Source organism: Mesotoga sp. BH458_6_3_2_1 (assembly GCF_003664995.1).
Taxonomy (GTDB): domain Bacteria; phylum Thermotogota; class Thermotogae; order Petrotogales; family Kosmotogaceae; genus Mesotoga.
Genome location: NZ_JFHL01000029.1, coordinates 63,154 through 88,508 on the forward strand (window position 1 = coordinate 63,154; position 25,355 = coordinate 88,508).

At 46.4% G+C, this 25,355-nt stretch carries 18 protein-coding genes and 2 tRNA genes; 7 read left to right on the forward strand and 13 right to left on the reverse strand.

Annotated features, from left to right (window positions below; genetic code table 11):
• Nucleotides 1–12: 12 nt before the first annotated feature.
• Both Y697_RS15045 and Y697_RS13020 read right to left on the reverse strand, forming a co-directional pair.
• The gene (locus Y697_RS15045; protein WP_183083821.1) at nucleotides 13–183 is read right to left on the reverse strand and encodes a DUF2905 family protein; all 171 of its coding nucleotides are present in this window, start codon (nucleotides 181–183) and stop codon (nucleotides 13–15) included.
• Between the two features lie 315 nt (nucleotides 184–498).
• Nucleotides 499–966 carry a GNAT family N-acetyltransferase gene (locus Y697_RS13020; RefSeq protein WP_121552216.1) on the reverse strand — a complete coding sequence of 156 codons (468 nt, stop codon included), beginning with the start codon at nucleotides 964–966 and terminating at the stop codon, nucleotides 499–501.
• 450 nt (nucleotides 967–1,416) lie between these two features.
• Between Y697_RS13020 and Y697_RS13025 the strand changes: the two genes are divergently transcribed.
• Together Y697_RS13025 and Y697_RS13030 are read left to right on the forward strand one after the other, a co-directional pair.
• A tRNA-Ser gene (locus tag Y697_RS13025) sits at nucleotides 1,417–1,506 on the forward strand.
• 15 nt (nucleotides 1,507–1,521) lie between these two features.
• Nucleotides 1,522–1,598: transfer RNA gene (locus tag Y697_RS13030), tRNA-Arg, on the forward strand.
• A 10-nt stretch (nucleotides 1,599–1,608) separates the two neighbouring features.
• On the opposite strand, the gene Y697_RS13035 is transcribed toward Y697_RS13030, so the two are convergent.
• The 10 genes from Y697_RS13035 to Y697_RS13080 all read right to left on the reverse strand — a co-directional run bounded on the left by Y697_RS13035 (nucleotide 1,609) and on the right by Y697_RS13080 (nucleotide 17,138).
• Nucleotides 1,609–2,331: a PH domain-containing protein gene (locus Y697_RS13035; protein ID WP_121552218.1), complete on the reverse strand. Its 723-nt coding sequence runs from the start codon at nucleotides 2,329–2,331 to the stop codon at nucleotides 1,609–1,611.
• Nucleotides 2,321–5,245, reverse strand: coding sequence for an exodeoxyribonuclease V subunit beta (locus tag Y697_RS13040; protein WP_259462572.1), 2,925 nt, complete (start codon nucleotides 5,243–5,245; stop codon nucleotides 2,321–2,323). Before Y697_RS13040 ends, Y697_RS13035 begins: the two co-directional genes overlap by 11 nt.
• Nucleotides 5,226–8,303, reverse strand: a complete 3,078-nt coding sequence (locus Y697_RS13045; protein ID WP_121552220.1) for a PD-(D/E)XK nuclease family protein — start codon at nucleotides 8,301–8,303, stop codon at nucleotides 5,226–5,228. Before Y697_RS13045 ends, Y697_RS13040 begins: the two co-directional genes overlap by 20 nt.
• Nucleotides 8,304–8,543: 240 nt before the next feature.
• Nucleotides 8,544–9,665 (reverse strand): hypothetical protein, encoded by a 1,122-nt coding sequence (locus tag Y697_RS13050; RefSeq protein WP_121552222.1) that lies wholly within the window; start codon nucleotides 9,663–9,665, stop codon nucleotides 8,544–8,546.
• A 34-nt stretch (nucleotides 9,666–9,699) separates the two neighbouring features.
• Nucleotides 9,700–10,947 (reverse strand): MFS transporter, encoded by a 1,248-nt coding sequence (locus Y697_RS13055; RefSeq protein ID WP_121552224.1) that lies wholly within the window; start codon nucleotides 10,945–10,947, stop codon nucleotides 9,700–9,702.
• A gap of 209 nt (nucleotides 10,948–11,156) precedes the next feature.
• Nucleotides 11,157–12,479, reverse strand: coding sequence for a TRAP transporter large permease subunit (locus tag Y697_RS13060; protein WP_259462573.1), 1,323 nt, complete (start codon nucleotides 12,477–12,479; stop codon nucleotides 11,157–11,159).
• A 52-nt stretch (nucleotides 12,480–12,531) separates the two neighbouring features.
• Nucleotides 12,532–13,599 (reverse strand): succinylglutamate desuccinylase/aspartoacylase family protein, encoded by a 1,068-nt coding sequence (locus tag Y697_RS13065; RefSeq protein WP_121552228.1) that lies wholly within the window; start codon nucleotides 13,597–13,599, stop codon nucleotides 12,532–12,534.
• 56 nt (nucleotides 13,600–13,655) lie between these two features.
• Nucleotides 13,656–14,222, reverse strand: a complete 567-nt coding sequence (locus Y697_RS13070) for a DUF6305 family protein (RefSeq protein ID WP_121552230.1) — start codon at nucleotides 14,220–14,222, stop codon at nucleotides 13,656–13,658.
• Nucleotides 14,223–14,244: 22 nt separating this feature from the next.
• Nucleotides 14,245–15,984, reverse strand: coding sequence for a gamma-glutamyltransferase (ggt, locus tag Y697_RS13075; RefSeq protein WP_121552231.1), 1,740 nt, complete (start codon nucleotides 15,982–15,984; stop codon nucleotides 14,245–14,247).
• Nucleotides 15,985–16,016: 32 nt separating this feature from the next.
• Nucleotides 16,017–17,138 carry a succinylglutamate desuccinylase/aspartoacylase family protein gene (locus Y697_RS13080; RefSeq protein WP_220665750.1) on the reverse strand — a complete coding sequence of 374 codons (1,122 nt, stop codon included), beginning with the start codon at nucleotides 17,136–17,138 and terminating at the stop codon, nucleotides 16,017–16,019.
• A gap of 391 nt (nucleotides 17,139–17,529) precedes the next feature.
• On the opposite strand from Y697_RS13080, the gene Y697_RS13085 reads away from it, so the two are divergent.
• Nucleotides 17,530–18,465, forward strand: coding sequence for a hypothetical protein (locus Y697_RS13085; RefSeq protein WP_121552233.1), 936 nt, complete (start codon nucleotides 17,530–17,532; stop codon nucleotides 18,463–18,465).
• A 5-nt stretch (nucleotides 18,466–18,470) separates the two neighbouring features.
• Here Y697_RS13085 and Y697_RS13090 read toward each other — a convergent pair whose 3' ends face one another.
• Nucleotides 18,471–19,745 (reverse strand): fasciclin domain-containing protein, encoded by a 1,275-nt coding sequence (locus Y697_RS13090; RefSeq protein WP_121552235.1) that lies wholly within the window; start codon nucleotides 19,743–19,745, stop codon nucleotides 18,471–18,473.
• A 525-nt stretch (nucleotides 19,746–20,270) separates the two neighbouring features.
• On the opposite strand from Y697_RS13090, the gene Y697_RS13095 reads away from it, so the two are divergent.
• The 4 genes from Y697_RS13095 (at nucleotide 20,271) to Y697_RS13110 (ending at nucleotide 25,265) form a co-directional block, all read left to right on the forward strand.
• Nucleotides 20,271–22,037, forward strand: a complete 1,767-nt coding sequence (locus tag Y697_RS13095; protein ID WP_121552237.1) for an ATPase — start codon at nucleotides 20,271–20,273, stop codon at nucleotides 22,035–22,037.
• Between the two features lie 80 nt (nucleotides 22,038–22,117).
• Nucleotides 22,118–23,035 carry an ABC transporter ATP-binding protein gene (locus Y697_RS13100; protein WP_121552239.1) on the forward strand — a complete coding sequence of 306 codons (918 nt, stop codon included), beginning with the start codon at nucleotides 22,118–22,120 and terminating at the stop codon, nucleotides 23,033–23,035.
• Nucleotides 23,036–23,044: 9 nt separating this feature from the next.
• Nucleotides 23,045–24,208, forward strand: a complete 1,164-nt coding sequence (locus Y697_RS13105; RefSeq protein WP_121552241.1) for an ABC transporter permease — start codon at nucleotides 23,045–23,047, stop codon at nucleotides 24,206–24,208.
• Nucleotides 24,201–25,265: an ABC transporter permease gene (locus tag Y697_RS13110; protein WP_121552243.1), complete on the forward strand. Its 1,065-nt coding sequence runs from the start codon at nucleotides 24,201–24,203 to the stop codon at nucleotides 25,263–25,265. Before Y697_RS13105 ends, Y697_RS13110 begins: the two co-directional genes overlap by 8 nt.
• Nucleotides 25,266–25,355: the final 90 nt, after the last annotated feature.

Consider the following 25,355-nt stretch of genomic DNA (forward strand, 5'->3'; position numbering starts at 1 on the left):
ACAATCTTCTGATTATTCTCCAGAGCCAAGGGCTCCCGCAATTATAACACTCACGATTAGTCCGGAAGTGATCGGGAACCACAATTCTAAATCGCTACGGTTTATGTGAATATCTCTCGGCAGTCTTCCGAGGTGCAGACCGAGTCTTCGCAGCAGAATTGAACAAGCGTCACCGTAATTCAAACAAGTCCTATTCTGATCAGCAGTTTCTCAAAATACTCCAGAATAATCACCTCTTTGCCTTCTAGATAGATTATAGACCCTTTCCCGATCGACAAATCGGGCGTCCGTGAAGTCGATACTATCCTAAAACTAAGGACTTTGTAGTGCTTTCAAGAGAGCCAGATAGCGAAAGCACGCCGCGGGCTTCCATGGTAGGCTTCGCATGAGCGCTCTGCGGCGTGAAGATGACCGTAAGCTCTAGAACACTGAATAAGATACATAGTTTTTGAAGTCTATGCGATTCAACTCTCCATAGCTGCAAATTGCTTGATCAGTTCAGTTCGATTCGTTCAATGTGAGCATGAAGTCGGCAGCGTCGGTTCTTTCTTGCCAACCCTGTTTCGAGTAGAATCCACGGCGATAGGACTCTCTCGATCTGATGTTTATCAGCCTTATCCGGGAGCAGCCTCTCTTCTCGGATTCATTTACAGCCCTTCTCAGGAGCTCTCCTCCGATACCCTTTCCCCGCCAGAGTGTCTTCACAAACAACTCCCCAACATAACCCTCGGCTCCGCCCATGAATAGATAAGGCATGAAATGCACGCTGGCGTATCCTGTCAACTCGTTTCCCTCTTCTGCAACGAGAATGAGGTGATCATCTTTCTCCATACTCCACTGAACCATCTTTTCGATTCTCTTCAAGTATGTTTCCTCTTCAATACCCTTGTTCTTGAACCATCCGATATCGACGATGATATCCTTGAGACCTGCGGCATCTCTTGGTTCAACTTCTCTTATCGTCAATCCGTTCACACTCCTTCATCATTGTTTGCTCCAAGCGATTATTGCATTGAACAATGAATTATTGCAATCAATTCATCCCGGACTACGAAATCCACTTCTGCCTTTATCCCGAAAACATCCCTCCTCACTGATAAACGGTCTGTGTTGAACAGCGACATGCACAGACTCATCAGTCAAAAACCATTGGACGAAACTACTGAATGATTGTACCTTCACATTGAAAGATTGACCACTTTCTTGCCAGCCTTTCTTTGAATCAAGCTGGCTCGATTCCATCAAACAGTCGGTGCTTCGGCGGAAAAACCGTATCGCTCATTGCAGCGATTCAAACGCAAAGAGATAAGATAGGAGAGTTGTGAAACGCTTAACGAGTGTCTTTTGAAGAGCCTTTCAGGACCTAAGTTGTATTGACACCGCAACCTCACCGTGATAGAATGAACTCTGTAGGGTGGAGAGATGGCCGAGAGGCCGAAGGCGCGTGCCTGCTAAGCACGTGAGGGTTTATACCCTCCGAGGGTTCGAATCCCTCTCTCTCCGCCATTATATTGTTTATGGGTGCCCGTAGCTCAGCTGGATAGAGCGCTAGACTGCGGATCTGGAGGCCGGGCGTTCAAATCGCCCCGGGCACGCCATTAATCTTCTTTATAAAACCATTTCCTTTAGTTTCTCCATTACATCTTTCGGTTTCGATATGCCGTATATGCAGTTAGCCGGGTTTGCAACAAACTCTTTTTCAGTGCTGACGCTTCCCACAAAGGCTCCTCCGCGAACGTTCTGAGTACCGGCATCGGTTGTAAAGCCGCCCATTACCCCTCTGTCTCCTGAGCCCATTCCAGACGAGGTTACTGGAATCACGTGACCAACTCCCATTATGAGTTCGAAGAAGTTTCTCTTTAGCATGACGTTCGTAATGTGTCTGGCGACAATCATATGGGAGTTTGCGCTGAACATTCCGTGGGTAATCTCTACTCCGGCATCGCTGAGATCGTACTTGAAAGACGTTCTGTAAATCTCCACGAAGACGACGCCTAGCAGCCCTGCAACTATGAAAAGAAGCACCGGTCCGTTGTCGAAGAGCGGTTTGAGATCGTTGTAGGTCTTCTCGGGGAAAACATATCTTATCAACCAGCCGGCAGCATTCAAGAGCGCCGGCCAGAAGAACCAGCCGAATCTCCTTCGGGAGAAAGCCAGAAGAATTCCTGGAATTACTGTCAAGGCTATCCAGATTCCTATGAGAAAAAGACGATTGTTTCCGTCTATGCCCGACAGATCAAAATTCAGATAGAAAACGATTCCCAGAAGGAAATAGTAAGGATAAATGAAGTACCTGATCATAAAAGAGCGACGTGTTGGTTTAAGGTTCATTCGTATCGCCTCCGGCTTTTGAGATCATTTGAAGGAGTTCCGCCTCGAAGCTCACTTGATCTTCAAGTACAATCTTCTCTGCCTTTCCGTCTTTGAGAAATAAAAGTGTTGCTTCAACGGGGGACAAGAGATCTCTGAGAATGTAGAGGTAGAACCGCATCTGGAATCGGTACTTCTCAATGAAGCCGGGACTCCAGTTCGCGTATTTGAAATCTACAATCCTCCACCTTCCATCCTTCAAGTATAGTTTATCAACAATTCCGATCAAAACATACTTCCCAAATCCATGTTGAAAGTGGAATTCGCTTAACACTCTTTCGGAATCTTCAATATCCTTGATGATTCGATGTTCGACCAGTCCGGAGAGAACTCTCTTCACTTCAGTCAGATCATTGTCGCTAAAGCTAACCCTGTCAACTGAGACCGGTCTTCCTCCATCGATGATCGATTTCAGAGTTAGGGGATGGCCTTTAGTGTTTTTCATTCCCAGCGATTCCAGGATGCTGTGGGCCAGTAACCCGATATTTGCCGTTCGCTTAACGAGGTCCGGACTTGTGGCATCCGATGCAGTTTCGAACTCGGCCTCGTAATCAGAAGTTATGAAGGTCGGCGAGAGATATTTGATGTATGAGGAATCGGCAACCGGCATCACGGACGTGATTTTCGGCAAAGAGAATTCAGTTATGGAGGATTTGTCCTCAATGGAAGCAAATTCGTCTGGAAAGAACGGTTCGGCTATTTCCTTCAAGAGACTGTTTATCTCGCCGCTTTCCGGCTCGAGCAGAGATCCTGAAAGCAAGATTGACCATGGTCGTGAAGAGTCTCCCTTCCCGTTCAAGCTGAGGATAAGCATTTCACGTGCCCGTGATAAGGCAACGTAAAGTGTCCGCTTCTCTTCTTCCAGTTCCTTTTCCTCTTCTTCTCTTGCCAGATGCCCAATTCGGCCTTCCTCATCTCTGTCAGGCTTACTCTTTGTTATGAGAAATCCCTTCTCATCAAAGAAGAGGCGCTTGCTAGAGTTTCTTTTTTTCCAGTACATGTCACCAATTACGGCAATGGGAAACTCCAGTCCCTTCGACTTGTGAACAGTAAGTATCTTGACGCTGTCTGACTCTTCTGTCTCGATAGTAGCTTCAGATTCATCGCTCGAGTCGACAAAGGCCCTGAGGTTTGAGGAAAGCTCGCGGAGCGAACTACCCATTCTATCAAGGTCCTGAGCTAGCTCAATGAGCTTCTTCACGTTGGCAATCATTCTCTCGCCCGACTTAAGTGTCGCCAGCTTTGCCAGATACTCCGTTTCATCGACAAATCTCTGGAGAATTTCGCTTGGTGAGAGCATATGCTTGAGCTTCCCGAATCTATCGAGTAACTCCTTCAACTGGACGAATCTTTCAGCGTTGCTTTCCTGCAGAACGAAATACAGTGGAACACCTCTCATGTCCTGTCTAGCCCTCAGAGAGAGCATTTCATCAAGCGTAGCTCCAAAAGCCGGTGATAGCAAGAACGATGCGAGATTGGTGTCATTCAAGGGATCGACTAGGAGATCAAGCCAGGATAGGGGACCTGTTACCTCAGGCCTTTCGTAGAAATTTCTGCTGCCGATGGTGTAAAAGGGAATATTCATCTCTTCGAGAGCTCCTTCGTAACTCGAAACTCTGGAAAATGTTCTCAAGAGGATTGCAATGTCTCCAGGAGTAATTTTGCGTTTGACGCATTCTCCTGACTTGTTTCTGAAAACAATCTCCTCTTCGAGAAGCGCCCTTATAGACTTTGCCACTCCTTTTGAGTCGTCCGAGGTCTCGCTGACAATTATTCTCACTCTTGAGGCGTTAGTATCAATTTCGTACGGGATCGATTCGACGTCTTCCCCATAAACTGAACGAAAGAACCGGCCTTCAGCTTTCTCTTGCATCACTCTCTTGAAAAATCTGTTCTGGAATGAGACAAGGTCGGGATGTGAGCGTCTATTGATCCGGAGATTCTTGACACCCGCTCCGCTTCTTTTGAAGGTCTCCATTGTCTTGTTGAAGACCGAGACGTCGGCTCCTCTGAAACGGTATATGGATTGCTTGGCATCTCCTACGAAGAAGACATTGTTCTTGCCCTCGGCCTTGAGTAATCCGATTATTTCGTTTTGAAGTTCATCTGTATCCTGAAATTCGTCAACAAAGATGTATTTGAATCGATTGCTGTACTTCTGCTGCACATCAGGCATCTTCAGCAGAAGATCTCTCGTTCTGGTTAGGAGTTGATCGAAGTCCAGTAGCCCGGACCCCGTAGTTCTCATTTCATAATCAGACAAAACTGCCCTGTAAGATTCCGCGAAAGACTTAGAACCATCGATGATTATTTCTGCATCCGAGCCCAGATCTCTGCCTGAATATTCAACGGGAGAGGGGTTAAGATAGAATGAGTGCCTCTCCCTTGACAATGCATCTTTCATCAGCTTAAACGCCTTATCGAGTCCCATCAACCGAATGAGCGGCTCAATGGATTCCAGATTTTCTTCGAAGTAGGTCCTGACAACCTTTTCCTCAAGTGAAGATCTCCTCATTCCTTTGATAATCTGAAATCCCGGATCGATTCCCGCGAAGAGGGCGCACTCCCTCAATATCCTTTCGCAGAAAGAGTGAATGGTAGAGATCCAGGCGTATGAGAGCTTGCTTCTCAAGAACTTCCACTTGCCCGGTTCACTTTGGGAGATCCTGAGATCGAATTCGCTTATCACACGGTCCTTCATTTCTCTTGCAGCCTTATTGGTGAAGGTAATTGCAACCACGTTGTGGACGTCAAGCTGCTCGCCAAGCCTGAATGCTCTTTCAAATACCCCGACATACTCCTTAACCAGCGTATATGTTTTTCCTGTACCGGCAGAAGCGGTGACAAACATGTCGCTATTCACTATCTGACTCACCTTCCCTCCAGGTGATCGCTCTCTTGACTGCTGCGAATTTGCAGTTGTAGCATTGGTGTGAAGAACGGATGAACGAGGGCGGAAATCTGCCCGAATAGACTCCTTCGGTTATCTTTCCGAGCCATTGAAAAAGCTGAGACTCTCTAAAGATTCTTTCTGCTTTTCTCTTGTTCGCAAACTCCCAGGACTTCTCTTCGTCCGAAGAAATCGTTCTGAAGGCAGATTTGTTAACTACCCTTCCGATCAGTGTCTTGAAAACCCCGCCTGCAACATAGTATCCTTTTTCTTGAAAGAGCCTGTCTGCAACGAGTGAATACAGGAGAAGCTGCTTCTCGTCACCGCTGTCGCCTCTCTTGTAATCTATGAGATACATTGCGCGGCTCGATTCATCGAGATCAAGTCGATCGATTTTGCCTCTCAAGAAGAAGTCAGACTGCAGTTCGACCGGTTTCGTATCTCCAATTCCGAAGGCTTTCTCGAAAGCGAAAGGAACGAAATCTCCCTGCATGAAGTTCGGTTTTCTGGATTCTCTTTCCGTAATGTAGTCTCTGAGAATCTCCTTAAGTCTTTCGAATTCAAACCGAAAGACTACCTTGCTATCGTGCATCAGGTGTCTAGAGATATTCTCAGATAGAGAGCTCTGCCAGTCCCTGTTCTTTCCGGAAAAGAAATCTCGAAGAACGGAATGGAAAATGTTCCCCTCATCGAGGGCTGTCAACTCAAAAATCCTTTCTAAAGGGACATCGAGGCCTACAACGTAGGAAAGAAAGAATGAAAACGGGCAATCGTCGTAGGACTTCAGACGCGAGAATGAGAAAACCTTTCCGACGATCCTGCCAAGGTCTCCTGTGTTTTCGACAGACCAGCTCAACTCTCTTCGAAAATGGGAAAGGACTGAATCGAGCGGCTTCAGTGGTCCGAATTCCTTAAGCTCGTTCCATGCCTCGCTTCTGAACAGTCTTGCTGCCGCAATCTTCAGCTCTGATTCACTCATAGATGACCCCAGTTCCGGAATATATCCGAATCTTCTGCCTGCCCTTCTCCCCTCCCGAACGATTTCACCCCCCGAACTCTCCAAAACACTCTTCAGGTAAGGAGATGGAAGAATTGGTTCGCCGTCAACCGTTGATTCGGGCAGAGTAAACCTTACAGACTCAAGTGCCGAACTTACTGATATGTGGAGATTCAGTCTCTGGTGCATCTCCTCATCCAGAAGAAGATCCCTGGGCTTGATTTCCCCAAACTGGGTGAAACTATACAATGGATTCAAACTGACATGAGGGTATGCGCCGTCCACGAAGCCGGCAAAGAGCTTGATCTTCTTCTTCGAAAAGCGTGAATTTATTAGAGATTGCACTTCGACTCTGTTTGCTTTGCTCCTCGAAAGAGGGAATTTGTCATGCCTGAGCACAAGCATCAGATATCGGTAGTACTCATGCGGAGAGATCAGCTCCTTGCCCATGAACTTGAGTAGTCTCTCGAGATCGGTGAGAGTGTGATCAAAGAGCCTTCTGACTGCCGCTAATTCTTGCTCCTGCAAATCATCCTGATACTCGTTGAAGGTATCTGTCAGTGAGAGTTCCCTCTCCCAGGCAATCAACATTTCACGATAACTTCCCACCGCCCTCTTTCTCAAGCTCTTGAAAGGTTCAAGAACGGCGAAAATCTTCTCAATGGCGGGCAGGAGATCGCCCTTAATACGTTCAACGATCCCGGCAAGCTCTTCAGCAGCGCTCAGTTCAAGCTCATCCTCGGCCAGTGAGATTATTGCCTCGCGCCTTGCTTCAATATGATGAACAAGCCTTCCAAGGTGTTCCTGCCATGAGAGTTTTCTCTTTTGGTGCGAGAGCCTGAGACCTGCCCTCTCGTATATTATTCTGGACATTGAAGATACGGACTCAAGAAATCTCGAATCGATTTCTCCTCCATAACCGCAGTCGCCCATTGCGATGATCTTATCAGGCGGGAAACCTTGCACGGCAGTCTCCAGAGGAAGAATCAACCTTCTGATTGAGAGCGACGAGTAGAGCTGCTCGTCGCCTTCAATTCTGCTGGGAACTCCATACTCCCGGAGCTTTCCCGAAAGCAGTTTTCTGTAAGCGAAGAAGTCAGAAGCGACAACTGAAATGTCGCCCGGTTCGTACCCCGATATGAGCAGGGACTTCACAAACCTTGATATGCCCTCGATCTCCGCAAAGATATCGGGATAAACAACAACATCGACCGATCCGCAGGCATGCTTCCCGCTTGAGGATGAGAAAAGAGAGTCTTTGAAACTCTCGAATTCGCTGGAAGGGGATGTCTTCTCGAAAAAAATCCTCCTGATCTCCAGTTCGGGTAGATTCTCGCCTATTTCATCTACCGTTTCCAGAATCGAATCGATATTCGAAAACAGGAACTCCTTTCCGGGCTCTTGAGGAACGGTAATGAAAACCTCGTCATAAGCTGGAATTACGGCCTTGAAGAAATGCTTAAGAGCGTGACTGAAGTCGTGGAACCCATCAAGGAATAAGTACCTGCCAAACTCCCCGGATCTGAGATCCCTTTCGCAGTCATCTATTTGAGTGTAAGCATCGAAAGTGTCAAAGATTCCCTTCTTTGATAGTCTTTTTTGGAGCTCGACATATATTGACTCGAGAATCGCCGACACCTCATCGTCTTCAGAGAATATCTCACCAAAACCGCCGTTTTCCTTTACATCGTGCACCATTTCAAGCAGATAATCGACGAATACCGGCGAATCAGCGAGTTCCTCTCTTCCGATTTGATCGAGAATATCGCCTATCTCCATCCTTATCAGATGGTTTCCTACATGGATCGATGCCGGATTAAGTGCGCTGAAAAGCTCGACGGCAAACTGATCCATCGCAAGAAATCTGGAAGCAGGAATCGTTCCAACTCGTGAAATGAAGCTTTCTCTGACATATCTGACATGATCGCCGGAAGGGCCGACAAAAAAATAGGAAAACGGGTCTTTCCTGTGCACTGCCTCAAGCTCTTGAAGCATTCTTTCTGTTTTTCCTGAGGCCGAAGGCCCGATGAAAAGCGTGATTCTCATAGATATCCTCCCAATAATAAGATTCTATCACCCACAAAGCAGTGCTGACAAAGAGAGTGGATTCCGGAAGTGTTTTCGGAAAGAAATGCTCCGTTCAGTCTTGAAGAAACTCAAATTGAGATTCCTTTGAACAGATTGGATTCTCATTCGATCTACCTGTTTACGCAGTTCTTGACTCCAGTAACGGCGAAAGTCTTAATGAGGAGTTCCGGGAGTATCATCTATGACGGTCATGTAATATCAATAGTATTCGATTATCCTCTCAATTGCTGACAAGAGCCTGAACTTCTTGCTTTCCTCTTTATACAGCCGTTCTTCAATCCAGTTTCCTCGAGAATCGAAAGTGTAGTCGATACTGAGGTGGAGTTCTCCCGCACTATATTCTCTGGAGGTAATCAAGCCGGCTGAATCATAACTGTATTCAGCAATTACTACCGTTTCGTCTCCGCAGAAGGCCTCGAAAAGAGAGACATCTCTCTGAGCATTCCTCCCAATGGCCGTCTTGAGAGAGCCCGTGTATTCTAGTGAAACATAGAAGGGCTCCACTGGGAGTGAAACCCGAACGTTCCCTTCCGCTTCTCCAGCCAGTTTATATTTCTCAACAATTTCAAAGTACCCGTCCGATACTCTTCTCAGACTTTGAACGACTGATTCGCTTGAAAGAGTATTGATTTTTCTATCGAAAATGAAATCCACATCACTGACTATCGTTTCTTCGTTCAGAGAAAGCAAGTTGTTTATTGAAGAGATTTTCGAAAGACAAAAGTCGTCATATTCATAAATTACCCGGGAAGTGAGATTGTTGCTTCCATCAAAAACCGATTCTTCCAGAGCTCTACCGTCTTTGTCAAGAATGAGTTTGGTCCTTGAGAGAACCGCACCGAGTTGATTTGTCCTGACTCTAAGTATCTCCCGACCTTCCCGTTCATAAGTGATCTCGATTCTTTCAACCAGTCTGTGTGGTCCAAGAAGCGGCGGCCAGTACTCATATACCTTCTCTTCAATGACTCTATCTGAAGAATCATAGCTGAACTGTGTTTTGGAAGTGAAGTTTGCACTTGCGTTCCTGTAATATCGACTCTCCAGAACCAGTCCGGCGGTATCGTAGGTATGTTCGACTCTGCTGTATTCCTTTCCGTTGGTATGAAGTGCGGTAATAACCGGCAGTCCTTGCTGAGAGAATACCTCTATTCTCTTTGTCTCTCTCTTCTGCGGCTTCGGGACGCCGGCCTCTTCGCAATAAGTAACCTGGCTAACTGTTATCCTTTCGATATTCTCCGAAGTGCTCTCAATGGCTGAATCAACGGCTAGTGCTGCCGTCGAAAGAAGAAACAAAATGATTATTATGCAGACGCTTCTCAAAAGTTATCACCACCTTTCGGCTTTTTGTTGTTTACTAGACACCTTCCCTTTCACTCCCTTTGACTGTTTTAGGAGGGTTAAGTTTGACGAAAGCGAAGAGGGCCAGCATAGCTGCCCCAGCTATTGCGATAGCTGAACCTACTCCCAGTTTGTCGGCCATGAAGCCGATTAAGGGAGCGAATATCGCCATCAGCAGAGTCTTCAACTGTGATTCTACGGAGAGACCGGAAGCCATCGTTTTGTGATCGATGTTATCGCTGATGTAGCTAATGTTGATGGGTCGCCTAAAGTTCTCAAGGATGAACAAGAAGAAGAAGATGGCAACAGCCAAAACCTGCAACGCGAAGATCTGAAGCAGACCGCTGAATATGATTAGAATTGCACCGAAAATATACGTATAATTTAAGGCTCTCGATTCATTGCCAAACTTGCCGCTCAGTCTTCCAGCGTTTTTGGAGGCGTAGCTTGTGGCAATGTAGATAACGAAATAGACTATGCCCACGATTACGGAGGTCCTCTGTTCTGCGCTGAAGGCTATCATTATTGGTAGTCCTAGGGCCAGGGCCTTGAGGATAGGTTGAAGATATTCCTTAATAACTTTGAAAAACGCATCGTAAAGAGAGGAATTCAGCACTCCTTTGAGAGCGTCTCCATTCCTGAAAATCCCCAGAAAGGCTTTCATCGTTTCCCTTTTTTCTCCGGATCTCAACTCGCCGTCAAGTTCCTTGGGATAGAGCATGAGGTTGACAAGATTGGCGGCATAAGGCAGGACAGAAGCAAGGAATACTATCTTGTAACTCCCAGAGTAGAATACCAGAAAGGCGGCTATTAAAGCATTGATTGCCGATCCCAACTGTGATACAGCTCGCGTCGCTCCGTAGTAATGAACCTTCATGTCGGTCATCTCATTGATTCTTAAATACTCCAGTATCATCGCTTTGTGAGTTCCGGTACGAAAAGCCTCTCCGAATGCGAAAGCTATCATGGCTATCATGTACACATAGAAACTGGGAAAGAAGTAAAAGACCATGAAAGATGAAAGATAGGAAACCATTGACAGCACCATGGATAACCTTCTGCCGTACAAGTCGGCAATTATTCCAGTTGGAAGCTCAAGGAAATTTGTGGCTACTTCTCTTACGGAAATGAGAGTTCCTATCTGAAGAAAGGAAAGGCCCATCTCCCTGAAGAACAGTATCAAGAAAGGATCAAAGAAACGAAGGTTCTTCAGAAAACCGTACGCAGCGAATCTGTAGAATTGACTGTCTCGTTTAATCTGCAACTACTACCCCTCCCGAAGAGTTTAACTAGAGAAATTATACTCTGGAAAGACTCTCCGGGAACGGTAGTTCTACTTAATAAGAAAGATTCTTAGGATCAACGGAATGAGTATCATGGCGCTCATGACCCACTCCCATTTCTTGGCAGTTTTATAAGCCGAATAAAACAAAACAGAAGCAAGATACACTGCAATTGCAATATATACGAATGTCACGACACTGGCATCTCCTTTCCCTTATCTACCAAAAGAAGTGCGACCGCAACGATTATAAGACCAACTATGAAAACTGGATAGAAGTACCAGCTGTTTGCGAATCTTCCCACGGCGTTTGAGTAGATTATTGTAACGGTAGCGAATATCATGGTAATGAAAAAGGCCGGCATCGAGCTCAACCAGATCTTGAAATAGTTCTTCTCTCCAACAACATGAGCGGCAAATATTCCGGCAAGGGCCGTTGGCGGTACCATATCTCCAAGACCGGCGAGAAGAGAAAGAGCCGAACAGACAACGATGTCGTTGTTGCCGAGAAATGCTAGCAAGAATGGAACTCCAAGCACCGAGGCCGAGCCATAAGATGAGACGGCGCCAAATGCCGGAATACCCAGAGCGATTCCTGCCAATAGAGCTCCCTGCGGAAGGCCGTTTAGGAAGCCCACAATAAGGCCGCGGACTCCGTTCAGTGTCATAATCTGAATAAACATCCCCACTCCGATGAGTATAGATAGAATTCCAAGAGAGTTCTGTATGGCCGATATCGAGATTTTCAACAGATTGCCTTTTGCCCCCGTTATGGTTGCGACTATCGCGGAGAGCATGAAAATCAGGGGCAGACCGAGGGAGAAGCCCCAGCTTACGTTTTCCAGAACCATAAGTATTACCATCAGAATCAGAGGCAAGTAAACTGCAAAGCCCTTGATCGGTTCCCTCTCCCTAGATTTCCTGAATTCCTCAAGATCTACCGGCTTCACCTGGCGAGCTCCGATTATGAGCGAGGTAACAACTGCCAGGGGAAATGTCATCATGAGGAGAGGGGTTGTGAACCCAATGTAAGGCATATCGACTCCCTGGCCGATGATCATAGCGGGCAAGTTTATCGGAGGCGCAATCATTCCGTAGATTCCGCTCATTGCTATTATCGAACCGGCTCTTCGCTTGCTCAATCCGAGATTCTTCAACACCGGGAAGGCAATTGCGCCGGTAGTGAGGACGGTAGCCGTTGACGACCCGGTAATCATGCCTGCAATCATTATGAAGAAAGTGAGCAATACGAGAAGAAAGGTTGGCTTCTTGTGAAGGGCGATCGTCATGTTGCCTGCAATTGTATCAAGAAGACCCGAAACTTTGATCGATTCCATGAAAATCATCGCAGAGCCAATCACAAGTATGGTGTCTATGTAACCAAATCCACCTTCCACAAGATGTCTGAGAGGGAAGAACTCCCCGAAGGCTATCGAGCCGGCCAGTGCGGAGAACATCAATGAAACCGAAATTGGGATCTTAATGATTGCCAGACCCACGAACGTTAACAGCATTACTAAGAAATACCAGACTTCAGGCGTATAGATGACATTCACCCCCGGAAATTCAGTTCAAGTAAAAGAATATCCCGTTTTGCATGACTTCCTCATAAGAAGGAAGATTTTCGACCTCTACCGTTTCACCTATCATCATTTCGTAAGCACCGAAGAGAGATCTTATTATCTGAAGCTGTAAACCTGCTCTGTGGCTCAACGGATAATCGGGATCGTTGATAACATCATATCTGTCTCTCCATGAATCCTGTCCTGGATTCGGTGTTTCCGAAAGGAACGAAAGCGAACCTGTGGCATCTCCTATCTCAAGATGGCTGAGACCTCTGAAGGCCTTGTTTGATTCCTCAAGCTTCATTGAAACACCATAAAAGGCTTCTATTTCCATAATCGCCACGGCTCCGATTTCGAGGGCATCGGGATGACAGACCAGTGTGTAAGCCAGGCTACTACCTGATCGTTCATTTCCTTTGCTGTCGATGTAGCTGTCTGGCGTTCCACTCTCATGCATATCTAGATTGAAATCCACTTTCTCGGCTTTTACGAGCTCGATTATTGCGTACGCAAGCTGCTGAGTAGGATTTCCGTCTGCAACTCCCGGATACTGCCTGTTCAAATTCCTGGATTCCGCCCCATCATCGAGAGTGAAATCAGATTGAGCATGCTTGAAGATCTCCGGGTCAGGAATGCCCTGATCAAGGGGATCGGTTCTTCTGTCACCGTAAACCAAGAACCTTGAGCCAGATCTGCTTTCAATAGGTATAAGGTGAGGTGCCTTTCCCGTCTCGTCGGCTATAGAAGCCGCGCTGATATTCGAAAAAGGAACTACCACTACTCTGCCTTTCGTAACTACAACATTCTCTATGAAGGCTATCGCTGCGGTTGTACCCGAAACCTCTCTCGCGTGGGTTCCTCCCATTAGAAGAAACGTCGGCCCTTCGACACCGCTGTCCATGAAATACACGGGAGTATCCATATTCGTGTTTCGCAGTGGAGAGAAATAGTCAGATAACCAGGCGATGTCGGTAACACCGTATCCGGGACGCACGTCCGGTCTAAGAAAGGTTCCGAAGAGTGCGGAAGTTAGAAAGAGAGCCAGAATCAAAACTGCTTTTATTCTCATTAGTTTTCCTCCAAAGAAATAAGGGGCGCAGGTGCGCGCCCCTTCTATTGATATTGCTATTTGCCGAAGTATTCGGCCAGTACGTCTTTCAGGTCAACTGTCTTTTCGAAAGTTGCCAGGGGTACTCCGGCTTCCTCGCTAAGAGATGTGAAGAAACCGTCTTGATCAGCGTCTGATTTAGCAAAGTATGCGTCTGCAAAAGGTGCGAGTTCGGTGACTATTCTGTCGGAAGACGGACCCCTTCTAGATTCGCCTTCTAGATTGCAGATAACTACTTTTACACCACTTTCTTCTGCCGCTTCGGCGAGAGACTTTACTCTCAGGATTTCTGCCTCGATATCTATGTTGGCAGCCCCAAGGCCTTTTCCACTGGCTCCAACAACGAGCACAAGGGTCTTGAACTGAGAAATGTCGATGTTATCAACGCTTAGAAGCTTTTCAAAAGTGTATTCGAGTTTGATCATCTTTGCGACGACAGTGAATTGAAGCGCGCCGGGAGACTGCCCTGCAGATGTAACCGCTACCGGTTCTCCGAGAATCAGTTGCTCTTCAGTTCCGTCAGCCGCAAATCCGACAAACGCCGCGCAAGTAATAAGCAGTAAAGAAACTATGAACCTTTTCAAATCACATCATCCTTTCTATTTCTCAAAATTCCGGTGCCGAAGCAGATCCTAATCTTCTTATAGAGCCGGCTCCAATCATAAGACCGTTTTCTTCTACAGAAATGAGATTTGGGCCACCAAAGAAGAGATCGGGGTATGAATATACATTCAGTTGATGTCCAAGAACCTTTTCGAGGAAGTCAAGTGTAGTCTGTGAGTAGCCTTCTTCGACTCTAAGATCCCTGTAGGTTGTGTATCCTACGAACTTGGGAGTTCTTATCGCCTGATCGACCGGCATGTTGAAATCGATCAGATCGACTGCGAGCTGTACCATCGTCGAAATGATTCTGCCCCCACCTGGGGTACCGATTACCCATCGGACCTTTCCATCCTTCTGAATTACTGTCGGACAGATTGTCGTTCTCGGTCTCATTCCGCCGGTAAGGTTGATTATGTCTCCTTCTCTGTAAGAGCCAGCGAAGTTGGCCATCTCGTTGTTGAAGAAGAAACCCTTGAAATAGTAGCTGGTTCCAAAGAAACTTGATATTGTCTGGGTCCAGGCTACGGCATTTCCGTCTTTGTCCACAATCGAGAAGTGAGTCGTTGATGGAGACTCTTCCACTCCGCTTTCGTTAGCAGCTACCGACTCTAGTGCGCCCAGAAGAACCTCTTCATAAGATGATCCGTCCGCAAATGGATAAGCGTCGCCCTGATAATCGTAGTAAGAAGCTGGATCGAAGGCCTGTGACAGATCGATCGCCATGAATCTCGTTTTGGCATATTCTTTGCTCATGAAGGCCTCGTAAGGGAGATCGTAGAACTCTGGATCGCTTATGTAAGCTCTTCTGTCGACGTCTCCAAGAACAAGTGCCTGCTGAATTATGTGAACGGTCAACGGATCGTCCCAGCTCATTGCGGGAAGATTGTAGTTTTCGAGGGTGTTGAGAACTGCAATCATCTGCGGACCGGAAACAGGTGGATGCGGTACGTAGAAATCGTATCCTCTGTAAGTCCCGTGAAGCGGCTCCCTAACGATGGCCTTGTACATCTCGAGATCCGACTTCCTCATGAAACCGCCGTTCTCAATCATGAATTCCTCAATCTCATCTGCCAGGCTTCCCGTGTAGAATGTATCGATGCCTTCCTCTTTAATCCTTTCAAGAGTCTCTGCCAGCTGAGGATTTGTGAATGTAGATCCAACTTCCCATACAAAGCCCTCGTTCAAGAAATCAAAGCCATTTTCGAGAACTAGTTCGTATTTGTCGGAAGTTGTCTGGGCAAATGTCTCATCGACTATAAAACCATTTCTTGCAAGGTCAATTGCGGGCTGGATAAGATCCTTAAGAGGCATCGTTGCTCCGAGCAGCCAGGCTTCCTTGACTCCGGCAAGGACCCCGGGAACGCAGGCGCCCCTGGGAGTATAATTTGCTTTGCTTATGGTAAGTCCAAGCTCGGAAAGAGCCTCGTAAGTAGCAGCCATAGGGGCGGCACTTCGGAAATCGATAGCGTACTTGTTTCCATCTGCCATGGTAATCACAGCGTAGCCTTCTCCACCAAGACCCGATGCGTAGGGTTCGACTACTCCAAGCGCAAAACTGACAGCTATCGCTGCATCTACAGCATTTCCTCCCATTTCGAGAATCTTTGCGCCGACTTCTGCAGCGTAATTATTGACGGCGGCAACCATTCCGTTGCTTGAGGCCACCGTCGGAGCAGTGACTGTGGCAAATGAGGCGGTGAAAACAAAAGCAATTAATGTTACCAGTAGCACTAGTCTTTTCATTCTTTCCCCTCCAATCTAGAAATGTGTGTTTCTCATGAAACAGGATTAAGATAAGTCCCCAGACCGTCAACCAGTCCCTCATAGGGCGGAATGTCCGAAAGAAGGATCATCCTCTCGGGAAACATCATGTTCCAAGAATCGAGTAGAACTCTAATTGTTGCAACGTGTCTCGCAACTCTCAGATCAAGAGGATAACCGGTTTCGTCATATGGAGCGAACAATTTCCCGTCTTTGGAAGCCTGCAAATAGAACTTGTCGATCCCTTTTGTAACGAGATCTTCCGTTGTCTTTCCCCGCAGTCTTCCCTGCGAAGGATTTGACACTTCTAGAAGAACAACTTGAGCGTCAGAATTATCTCCAATCTCTCTGTGAGTTAACCCTCTGAGATTCACTGGAGACTCTTCAAGCCGGATGTCAACACCTTCCATCTCAAGCATCATCTGGGTCATTATTGCCAGTTCTCCGGAATCCTGGTGAAAGACGATTGCATTGTTTACTGGATACTCCGGTGAGGACTCATGCAGATCGCAAACTAGATCTATTTCCTCTTCAAGAACAAGATTCATAATGGCGGCAGCTACCTTTTCGGTGGAATAACCGTCTTCTCGTCCGGGGAAGGTCCTGTTCAGGTTCGAAACTTCTCCGCCTCCGAGAGTGGCTCCCGTCGGGTGAAGATATATCGTCGGATCGGGCCACTGAGAAATGGGATTAGTCCTCCGTGAACCGAATCTGAAGACTCTCTGCGAGCCGTCTGGCAATTGTATTGAGAAGAATTGAGGAGAACCTTCCATCGCATCATTGTGGGTGAAGGCGCTGTGATTTGATCTAGGTATCACATAAATAGTTCCCGAAACTGCAGTCACATTCTCGATAAAGACAACTGCTGCAAGAGTACCGCCCGGTTCGTTGGGATGTGTTCCGCCGAGAAGAAGAAACTTTCCCCCCTCTTCGGAGCCTTTGATCACATAGACCTCAGTATCGAGCATCGTGCCTTCAATAGAGGGTAACCATTCGCTTAACATTCTTATTTCAGTCACGCCTGAGCCGGGAATAATTGGCGGATCTTCCCACATTTCGGTGAATGAAAAGGCTGATAGAATCACAACGACTGCAACAATCGCAACGAATATAAGGAATTTGAAATGTCTTTTCAAGGATACCGAACCTTTCCGCCCCGCAAGACTACCAAAAATGAAGATTACTAACTATCAAAGTGCTCGATGACTAGAAACTCTTGTTCATTGAGACTCTATTAGTCTGGGGGGCTCAAAAATGATGGTACGATATAGTGATTATACTACTTATCCGTACTTAAAATGGGCGTTACAGAAACAACAACCTATCGTTAACTGAAAGATAAAGAACTCGAAAAGCCGGAGACAGCTGCAGCTTTTACTCTATTTTTCTTAATTGGCTATATGTGGCAAGTAATAAGTGAATCGAACTATATGTGTTCAGTGTACAACCACAATGTTAATGTAAGAATTCGCGCTCGGGAACTGATGCGTAGTAATACTCTCTTACAGATTGATTTGGAGGCTGAGGATGAGATGGTTGGGATTCACGATACTGGTCCTTATGACACTTCTTCTTTTTGTTCAAACGGCAGTTTCGTCGCTTGAATCTGAGAACTTCATGGTCCCCTTTCTTTCCATCATCGTCGTAGGTTTTGTCTGGGAAGCTTTCCGACAGTTCCCGGCAAGACAATCTGTTGCGAAGGATGTGAAGGGATATCCAATAGTCTTGATAGCGGTTGTTGTTGGCACACTTCTGGCCTATTTCGCCAATATCTACCTCGGCCTCGGAGCAATTATCGCAGCTTCGCTTGTCGGCCTCGTCGGTGCTGCCGTTGTGAAGGAGTATGCTGTGGAGGTCTATTGCGGAGCCTTTGTTGGGATGGTCTCTCCCGACGTGCTTCATGATTTCGGTCACACTGTCATTGCAGGAGTGATTGCGGGAACAATATTCTTCTTGACCAGGGATGTGTTCAAAGGATATGGCGGCAAGCTCGGAGCGATAGCTTTTAGTAGCTGGATACTTGTTTCGATTAGTTCCAGATGCAGGTTGCTCGATGTGCTCGTTGAATTTCGTCATTTTGGAATAAGCATAATGCTCTTCAGTATTGGCGCCGCCGTCCTGACCTATTCATTAAGCATTAGGCTGAAAAACGGCCCCGTGTTTGCCTCCTCTCTGGTCAGTCTGCTTGGAGGGCTGCTTCTTCCAGCATTTGGTGCCGAAAACGCGGCAGTAATGGCGGCCGTAGTGATGGCTGCTTCCTTTGTCGGTATGTCCTCTGGAGAGAAGTTGAAAAGCGAAGCTTCAGTTCTCTTCAGTGGATTGATTATGGGGATAATGTTCATCTATAGCGCGAATCATTTCGGAGGAGCCGGCGGAAAACTTGGAACGCTTGCCTTTGGAAGCGTGGTCTCGTCTAGGGGATTGGTATCCCTCGGAAAGATGATGATCCGAAAGAGAGACTAAATAAACTACTGTTCCAGTAATAAAGGAGATTTGATTACATGGATTACACCGTCTATGCACAGAATATCTCTTTCGATTATCGGGATTCCGTTTACGGTGGACTGATCCCTTATCTTTATGTTCAAGGGCTTTCCATTAGCTGCAAATAGGGTCTGAGCGATCCTCAGTTCAGAGTGTAGATACTCGTTTGGAATTACGTGATAGGCGAGCAGTTTCTCCAGGAATTCTCGGTCGCTGGAAACCAGCTTGAGATTCTCTTCAAGATTGAGGAGTGCCTCATTTGGAACAGCAAAGACGGTGATATGATGTTCCTCGTTTGATTGAACATTGGGATCAAGACTTTCTAGAAGCGCCCGCATGAGATCGAATCCCTTTTCTTCAAGAGCCTCCTTGATCGATGGCAGGTTTCTCCGAGAATTATGGGGGAACATCACGTGATCGATGATGTGTATTATTCCGTTTCTTGCCCCTATGTCGCCCACGATTATTAGAGTGTCTTGTATGCCCGATCCGGATTCAGTTGCTTTCGCTTCGATTATCTCTCCTTGCAGCGACTTGACTTCGTTTTCAAGGATCAAGTCCTGAGTTGCGAAAAGACCTTCCGATATGTGATAAAGGAGCACCTCTCTTAACCATTCAGGGTCACTGATAAGGGCTTCCATTGTTTCACATGGTATTCTTGCAAAGGCAACATCGCTCGGCACGAAGACTGTAATTGGCCCCTCGCCTTTAAGAACATCCACAATGGACGTCTCTTCAAAAGCAGACATTGCCACGTCCAGTATTCCGGTATTCCTCATAACCTGGGCGATGTCAGGCTCTTCGTGAGGGAATATCACCGAATCTATTACATGAATTGTGCCGTTCGATGCATGGATGTCCCTGACCAGTATGGTTGAACCGTCAACTCTAATGCCACCTCTTGAATCGATCGCAAGTGACTGACCGAGAAGCGTCTCAAGTTCTGGATTCTGGACGATCACTTGAGAGCATAGGCTTCCTGGTACTATGTGAAAGAGAAGGACTCTCCGCATAAAAGGCAGATTGTTTGAAAGGTCTTCAGCAGTGTTGTCAGGCAACTTAAGAAAAGCAGTGTCAACAGGAGCGAATAATGTAAAGGTTCCCGGACCGGAGATAAGATTGTCAAGTCCAACTACATGAATCATCTCGGTAAAACTACTAAACTCTTCAGCATCTTGAAGGATTGAGAGAATGTCTTTCTGTCCAAATGCCATTATAACCACAAGAAACAGAACCAGCAGACCAATTCTCTTTTTCATCGCTTAACCTCCCTTCTTGACTTAGAAGAAGCTGCTTACATAAGGATTCTACATCGAATATCTCTTTTCCCGGAGCAAAGTGAGGTGTGTAAAGAAAACGGGAGGCGGGTATTTCACCCGCCTCCCGGAGTAGGTATTAGAGGAACTACTTCTTTGGTTTTTCTTTCTTGCCTTCTTTTCTTGCTTCCTTCTTGACTTCTTTCTTCTTGTCCGCCATTCTGGACACCTCTTTTTCTCGCGGCTCATGTCCGCATCACTTGAATTCTAGCACTGTTCTTTGCAAGTTGCTTCCAATATTTACCCTGCGATGAAAAGTATTGGAGTGAAAAGTCTTTACTTCAATTGGATAGCGAACAAACAGCAACATCATTGATTCGAGAAGTCGTATATCGCTTGATCAGGAACCGCGCGAAGATTCTATGTGCCGGCCAAGCGCTTGAATTGTGCGATCTTCATTGAAACGAAAGGAAATTGATCGACCTACAAGTATAATATACTTACATTGAATTGAGGAGGCCATGATCAATGAGGAGTATTTTGATTAATGGTGAAGTAGCATACAATGCTTCTTCTCAAATACTTAACAGTGACACCTTCAAAGAGATTCTTGCCGAGTTGATAAGGGACTCCGAAGAAAAGAAGAACTCGCTTCTTTCATTGTTCGAGCCGTTTTTGAAGAATACAGATACGGTAGATATTTCTAAAAAGTACGATATTGAGGGGATTATTCAGCTTCTTCTTGCACTTACGGTCGATCCGATTGAAAAGATTGACGGTTCGCCGTATTACTCCTTCCCAAAGATGAGTAACAAGAAAGAACTTCTTGTGCGGTTTGTCGAGAGCTTGTTTTCTCTCTGGAGAAACAAGCACAGATTCATTGTCAAGAGAGATGAGTACACTCCGAATCGCTTCGATAGAATTTTCAAACAGATGGTTCTAGTTAGAACTAACACCGATCTCAAGGGTTTGGTACTCAGCCTCTACAGGCAGATATTGATAAATGTTTCCGACATCAGACTCAAGATTTTGAGACAGGAGCCGGGTGGTGCTCAGGTGGGATTTATTGTGGACCTGCCTGAAGTAGATAAGAAAGTTAGGGTAGCCGGAGCCGACTTTCTTTACGAAATGGCATGCATCTGGAGTATAGTCTTCGAGCCGCCAGTAATCTTCTATACCAGGTCAAACAAGAGACAGGGATTGTTTAGGGTCTACGACAAGCCTGTCTTGAAAAAACTGGACATTTCTTCGGCAAAAGACTGGTTCTTGTTCCCCATTCACGTAGGCTCAAAACTTGTTTTCGTGGTGGTTAACAAAGAGTACCTGGCTCTGGCCGCCGGTCTGGGGAATCTATTCGAACTGGCAAGTTTCGATATCGTTAAGCACAAGAAGCCCGATGGCATATATGTTTTGGGATTAGACAACTCTCTCTTCGAAGAAAGAGGGGACTTCAACGGGGTTATTTACAGAGAAGACGACGGTACTTATGTGGGCTTAGTCGGAGACGATCCCACGATCGACTATTTCGGGTATATGAAGAAGATGATACTCACGATTCACAATCTTCTCGTTATTGACGAGGGAAGGTTGCCAATTCACGGTGCCCTTGCGAACATAAAACTTAGGAATGGGAAGAAGGCCAACGTAATGCTGATTGGCGACAGCGGAGCCGGTAAGTCCGAAACCCTTGACGCTTTGAACAGGCTTTCTTCGGAAGTATCCGAGGTAAACATCTTGATCGATGACATGGGTTCTCTCGACATAACTTCATCCGGTTTCGTGGTCGCGTACGGTACTGAGACGGGAGCATTTGTGCGTCTCGATGATCTTCAGCCGGGGTACGCCTATTCGACGATGGATCGAAGCATATTCATGAATCCTAACGAGATAAACGCCAGAGTGATTGTCCCCTATTCCAACTATACGGAGATTATTAAGCCGACAAAGATTGATTACTTTCTATATGCAAACAACTTCGACGAGAACACCGAGGACGACCTTCGCATTTTCAGTGACCCTGCCGAAGCTGCAAAGGTCTTTTCGAGCGGCGCCAGGATGGCCAAAGGGACTACATCCGAAAAGGGTCTGACCTACAGTTACTTTGCGAATCCTTTTGGAGCAATTCAAAGGCGAAATAAACATGAGGTAATAGCCGATCGTTATCTAAAAGCCATGATAGAAGCGGGGGTAACGGTTGGGGAGGTCAGGACGAGGTTAGGAATACCGGGATTCGAGATGGAGGGGCCTCTGCGAGCCGCGAAGGCTATGTTGAAGGCTATAGACGAGCAGGAGTGAGATAGAGCTTATGCCTGCTACAGCTGGTAGAATCTTTAATTATTGGCAAAGACAGACGTATCGATTGGGTGGTGAAAGAAGTGTCGAGAACCGTAATTGAAGTGATGAATCTCCGGAAATACTATGGCGATACGAAGGCCGTTGACGGAATTGAATTCGATCTCAGAGAGGGAGAAGTACTGGCCATTTTAGGTCCCAACGGTGCCGGTAAGACTACAACTGTTGAAATGCTCGAAGGATTGAGAAAACCGGACGCAGGTAAGATAGAGTATTTCGAGGAGAAACTCCCTCCTTCCAGCGAGAGGGTGAAGGAGGAGATTGGTGTTCAGCTACAGTCGTCAAGTTTTTTCGAGTATCTCTCTGTCAAGGAGACTCTTGACCTTTTCAGAGGTCTTTATCGAAAGAGTATTCCATCAAAAGACCTGATCGAAGAGGTCTCACTGGAAGATAAAGAGAAAACCTACACCAAGAATCTCTCGGGAGGTCAGCTCCAGAGATTGGCGGTTGCAGTGGCTCTTGTAAATGATCCGAGAGTAGTATTTCTGGATGAACCGACTACCGGACTGGATCCTCAGGCAAGGAGAATGCTGTGGGAGACGATATTGGCTCTGAAGAAGAAGGAAAAGACGATAATCCTTACGACTCATTACATGGAAGAGGCAGAGAGATTGGCCGACAGAATAATCATAATGGATTACGGAAAGATAATCGCAAGAGGGACTTTGGATGAGCTCATTGACTCTATCGATGCTGAGAATATCGTCACTTTCGGTGTTCAGGGAGAGAATCCAGTACCTAAGGAATTTCTTGATATGGAAGGTCTTCAACATGTTGAGAACCGCGAGTATTCGGTGACAACGAGGGACGTTGAGAGAATTTTGGGACGGCTTTTCGAGAGATCCAAGAAGTTTGGTCTACTCCTGGACGACGTTACGATTCGAAAGCCCAATCTGGAGGATGTCTTCATCACCCTTACCGGCAGAAAACTGAGGGACTGAGGTGATTCCATGAGCAGATTGTGGAATTTCACGTCGGGGCTTTTCAAGAGCGAAATCAGAGAGTTCCAGGTAATGTTCTGGAGTTTCATATTTCCGTTGATTCTCTACTTCATCCTGACATCGGTTTTCGGGTCCTTTTACGGGAGCGATACGCAGGGAGTGAGTTTCAGAGTAGGGATTGTGAGGGAGGAGAATCTTGCGGGATTTGGAAAGATTATCGATGAAGTCATTGAAGGGATCTCCTCGGAGAGCGGTCCGTTTGTCAAGCAAGAGTACGGGTCAATCGATGATGCTCTAGATGATCTTAGAGAGGGAAGGCAGGATATCGTGCTCGTTATTCCCGCCGGAACCAACGCTAAAATGACAAGCGCGCTGGCGCTCAAGATGGGTGAGGTGCCGCTTCGAGTCCATTATATCAGCGGCAAGGAATCGTCCTCAATCGCTTCGAGTATTATCGAGGAAGTAATAAACGAAGTGAATCTCGAGATCGAACGGCGGGGCGAAGGAGAGTTTCTCGATATTGTGACTGAGACCAGAGTTATTTCCGCCATTGAAGAAAAGCCCTTTGACTACAAAGAATACATCTTTCCCGGGGTAGCTTTGATGATGATTCTCTCGGTAGCTCTTTTCAACAGCCCTATTGGTCTAATCCAGTACAGAGTCTCCGGTGTTAATAAGAAACTCTACACAACGCCTTTAAGATCTCTTGAATACTTTGCGGGCCACTTCTTCAAATTGATAATAACTATGCTGATCTCATTATTGCTTCTTTACCTTGTGGCCACTTTTGTATACAGGGTTGGCGGTTCAATCTTCGATATCAGGTTTATCTTGACTCTGCTCTTTTCAATGATTGTTACTGTATCTTTTGGTCTAATGATAGCTTCCTTCTCAAAGAAGCTATCGACAGTCACCGTGCTTGGGCAGAGTCTGTACCAGATAATGATGTTTCTCGGTGGCCTTTACTTCCCCGTATTTGATCTCCCCTGGGGTCTCCGGTGGTTGGTATACGCATTACCGACCACCTATCTTGTTGAGCTCAGTAGAAGGGTAATGGGCTACCAGTTCGCGCCGCTTTCGGTGGGCTGGCTGATAGCGGTACCTCTAATCTGGACCACATTTTCACTGGTCGTTTTTGCCGTGAATTTCAAGAAGGTGATGGGCTATGAATAGAAACAAGTTGAAAGCTGTCTTCATCGCCTTTGCAAAGGAAGCGTTCAGAAACAAGCTCGAAGTATTCTTCACACTGTTCTTCCCAATGATATTCCTGCTGCTCTTCGGTTTCTTTTTTGGCGGCTCAAGTGACTATCAAAAGCCCTCTGTAGGGCTTTATCAGACGGGAAGTTACGATATTTCTCCTGTTATTGAGGAGACGGGGGCATGGAGTCTGAACCTCTTTGACGATGAGCTGAGCCTGGAAGAAGTGATAAGAAGTGGGGATATCTTGCTGGGAGTTACATTCGATGGCGAGAAGATCTCCTATCTCTACCGTGAGGGTGATGTTGGTCAGATGAGTACCATAGAAATGGCAAGGGCAAGTATCTCAGCGGCCGTTGAGAAGAAAATCAACAATGTGAAATCGGTGATTGTTGTTGAGAACATTCCCGAGACGGCCGGAAGAGTTCGCGCAACCGATGCCGATTATACGATGTCAGGCGTTGTAGCGATCTCTCTCCTTTCGGCCGGGATGTTTTCAGTGATAAGCGTCTTTGGAAGGTACAGAAAGAGGGGAGTTCTGGATAGATTCAAAATCACTCCACTCAAACCCATGACTTTCATTTTTGGAAGCACTCTGACGAGATTCCTGGTCAGTCTGGTGTCAATCATCCTGATCTTGATAGTGAGCAGACTTCTGTTCAAGACAAGCTTTCAGATTGATTGGCCCCTTTTCCTTATGTCGATAGTCTCATCGACCCTCGGGATGATGGCTCTTGGCCTTTTCCTTACGCTGCTCTTCAGGAATCCGGAAACGGCCGATACGGCAGCCAGTATACTTATGGTGATAATGATCTTTCTCGCAGGAATATACTTTCCACTGACATTTCTGCCCGGTTATCTGAGAGCTATATCGATATTTCTCCCCGTTAAGTACGTGGCGGAAATAATAAGGCATTCGCTCGGAATCGAGATGGTCTCGACTATGTATTTTGTGATAACCAATCTCGTTCTTTCGATTAGCGGAATCCTACTGCTGTATTTCACAGGAAGGAGATACTTGAGAGCATCTTGAATGACCCGTGACTTGTCTGCTATTCTTCAAGGAAGCGATTGTGATGAGTTCTGCTAGATGGCGACGAATTTCAGAAGGGAGGCTTTTTTA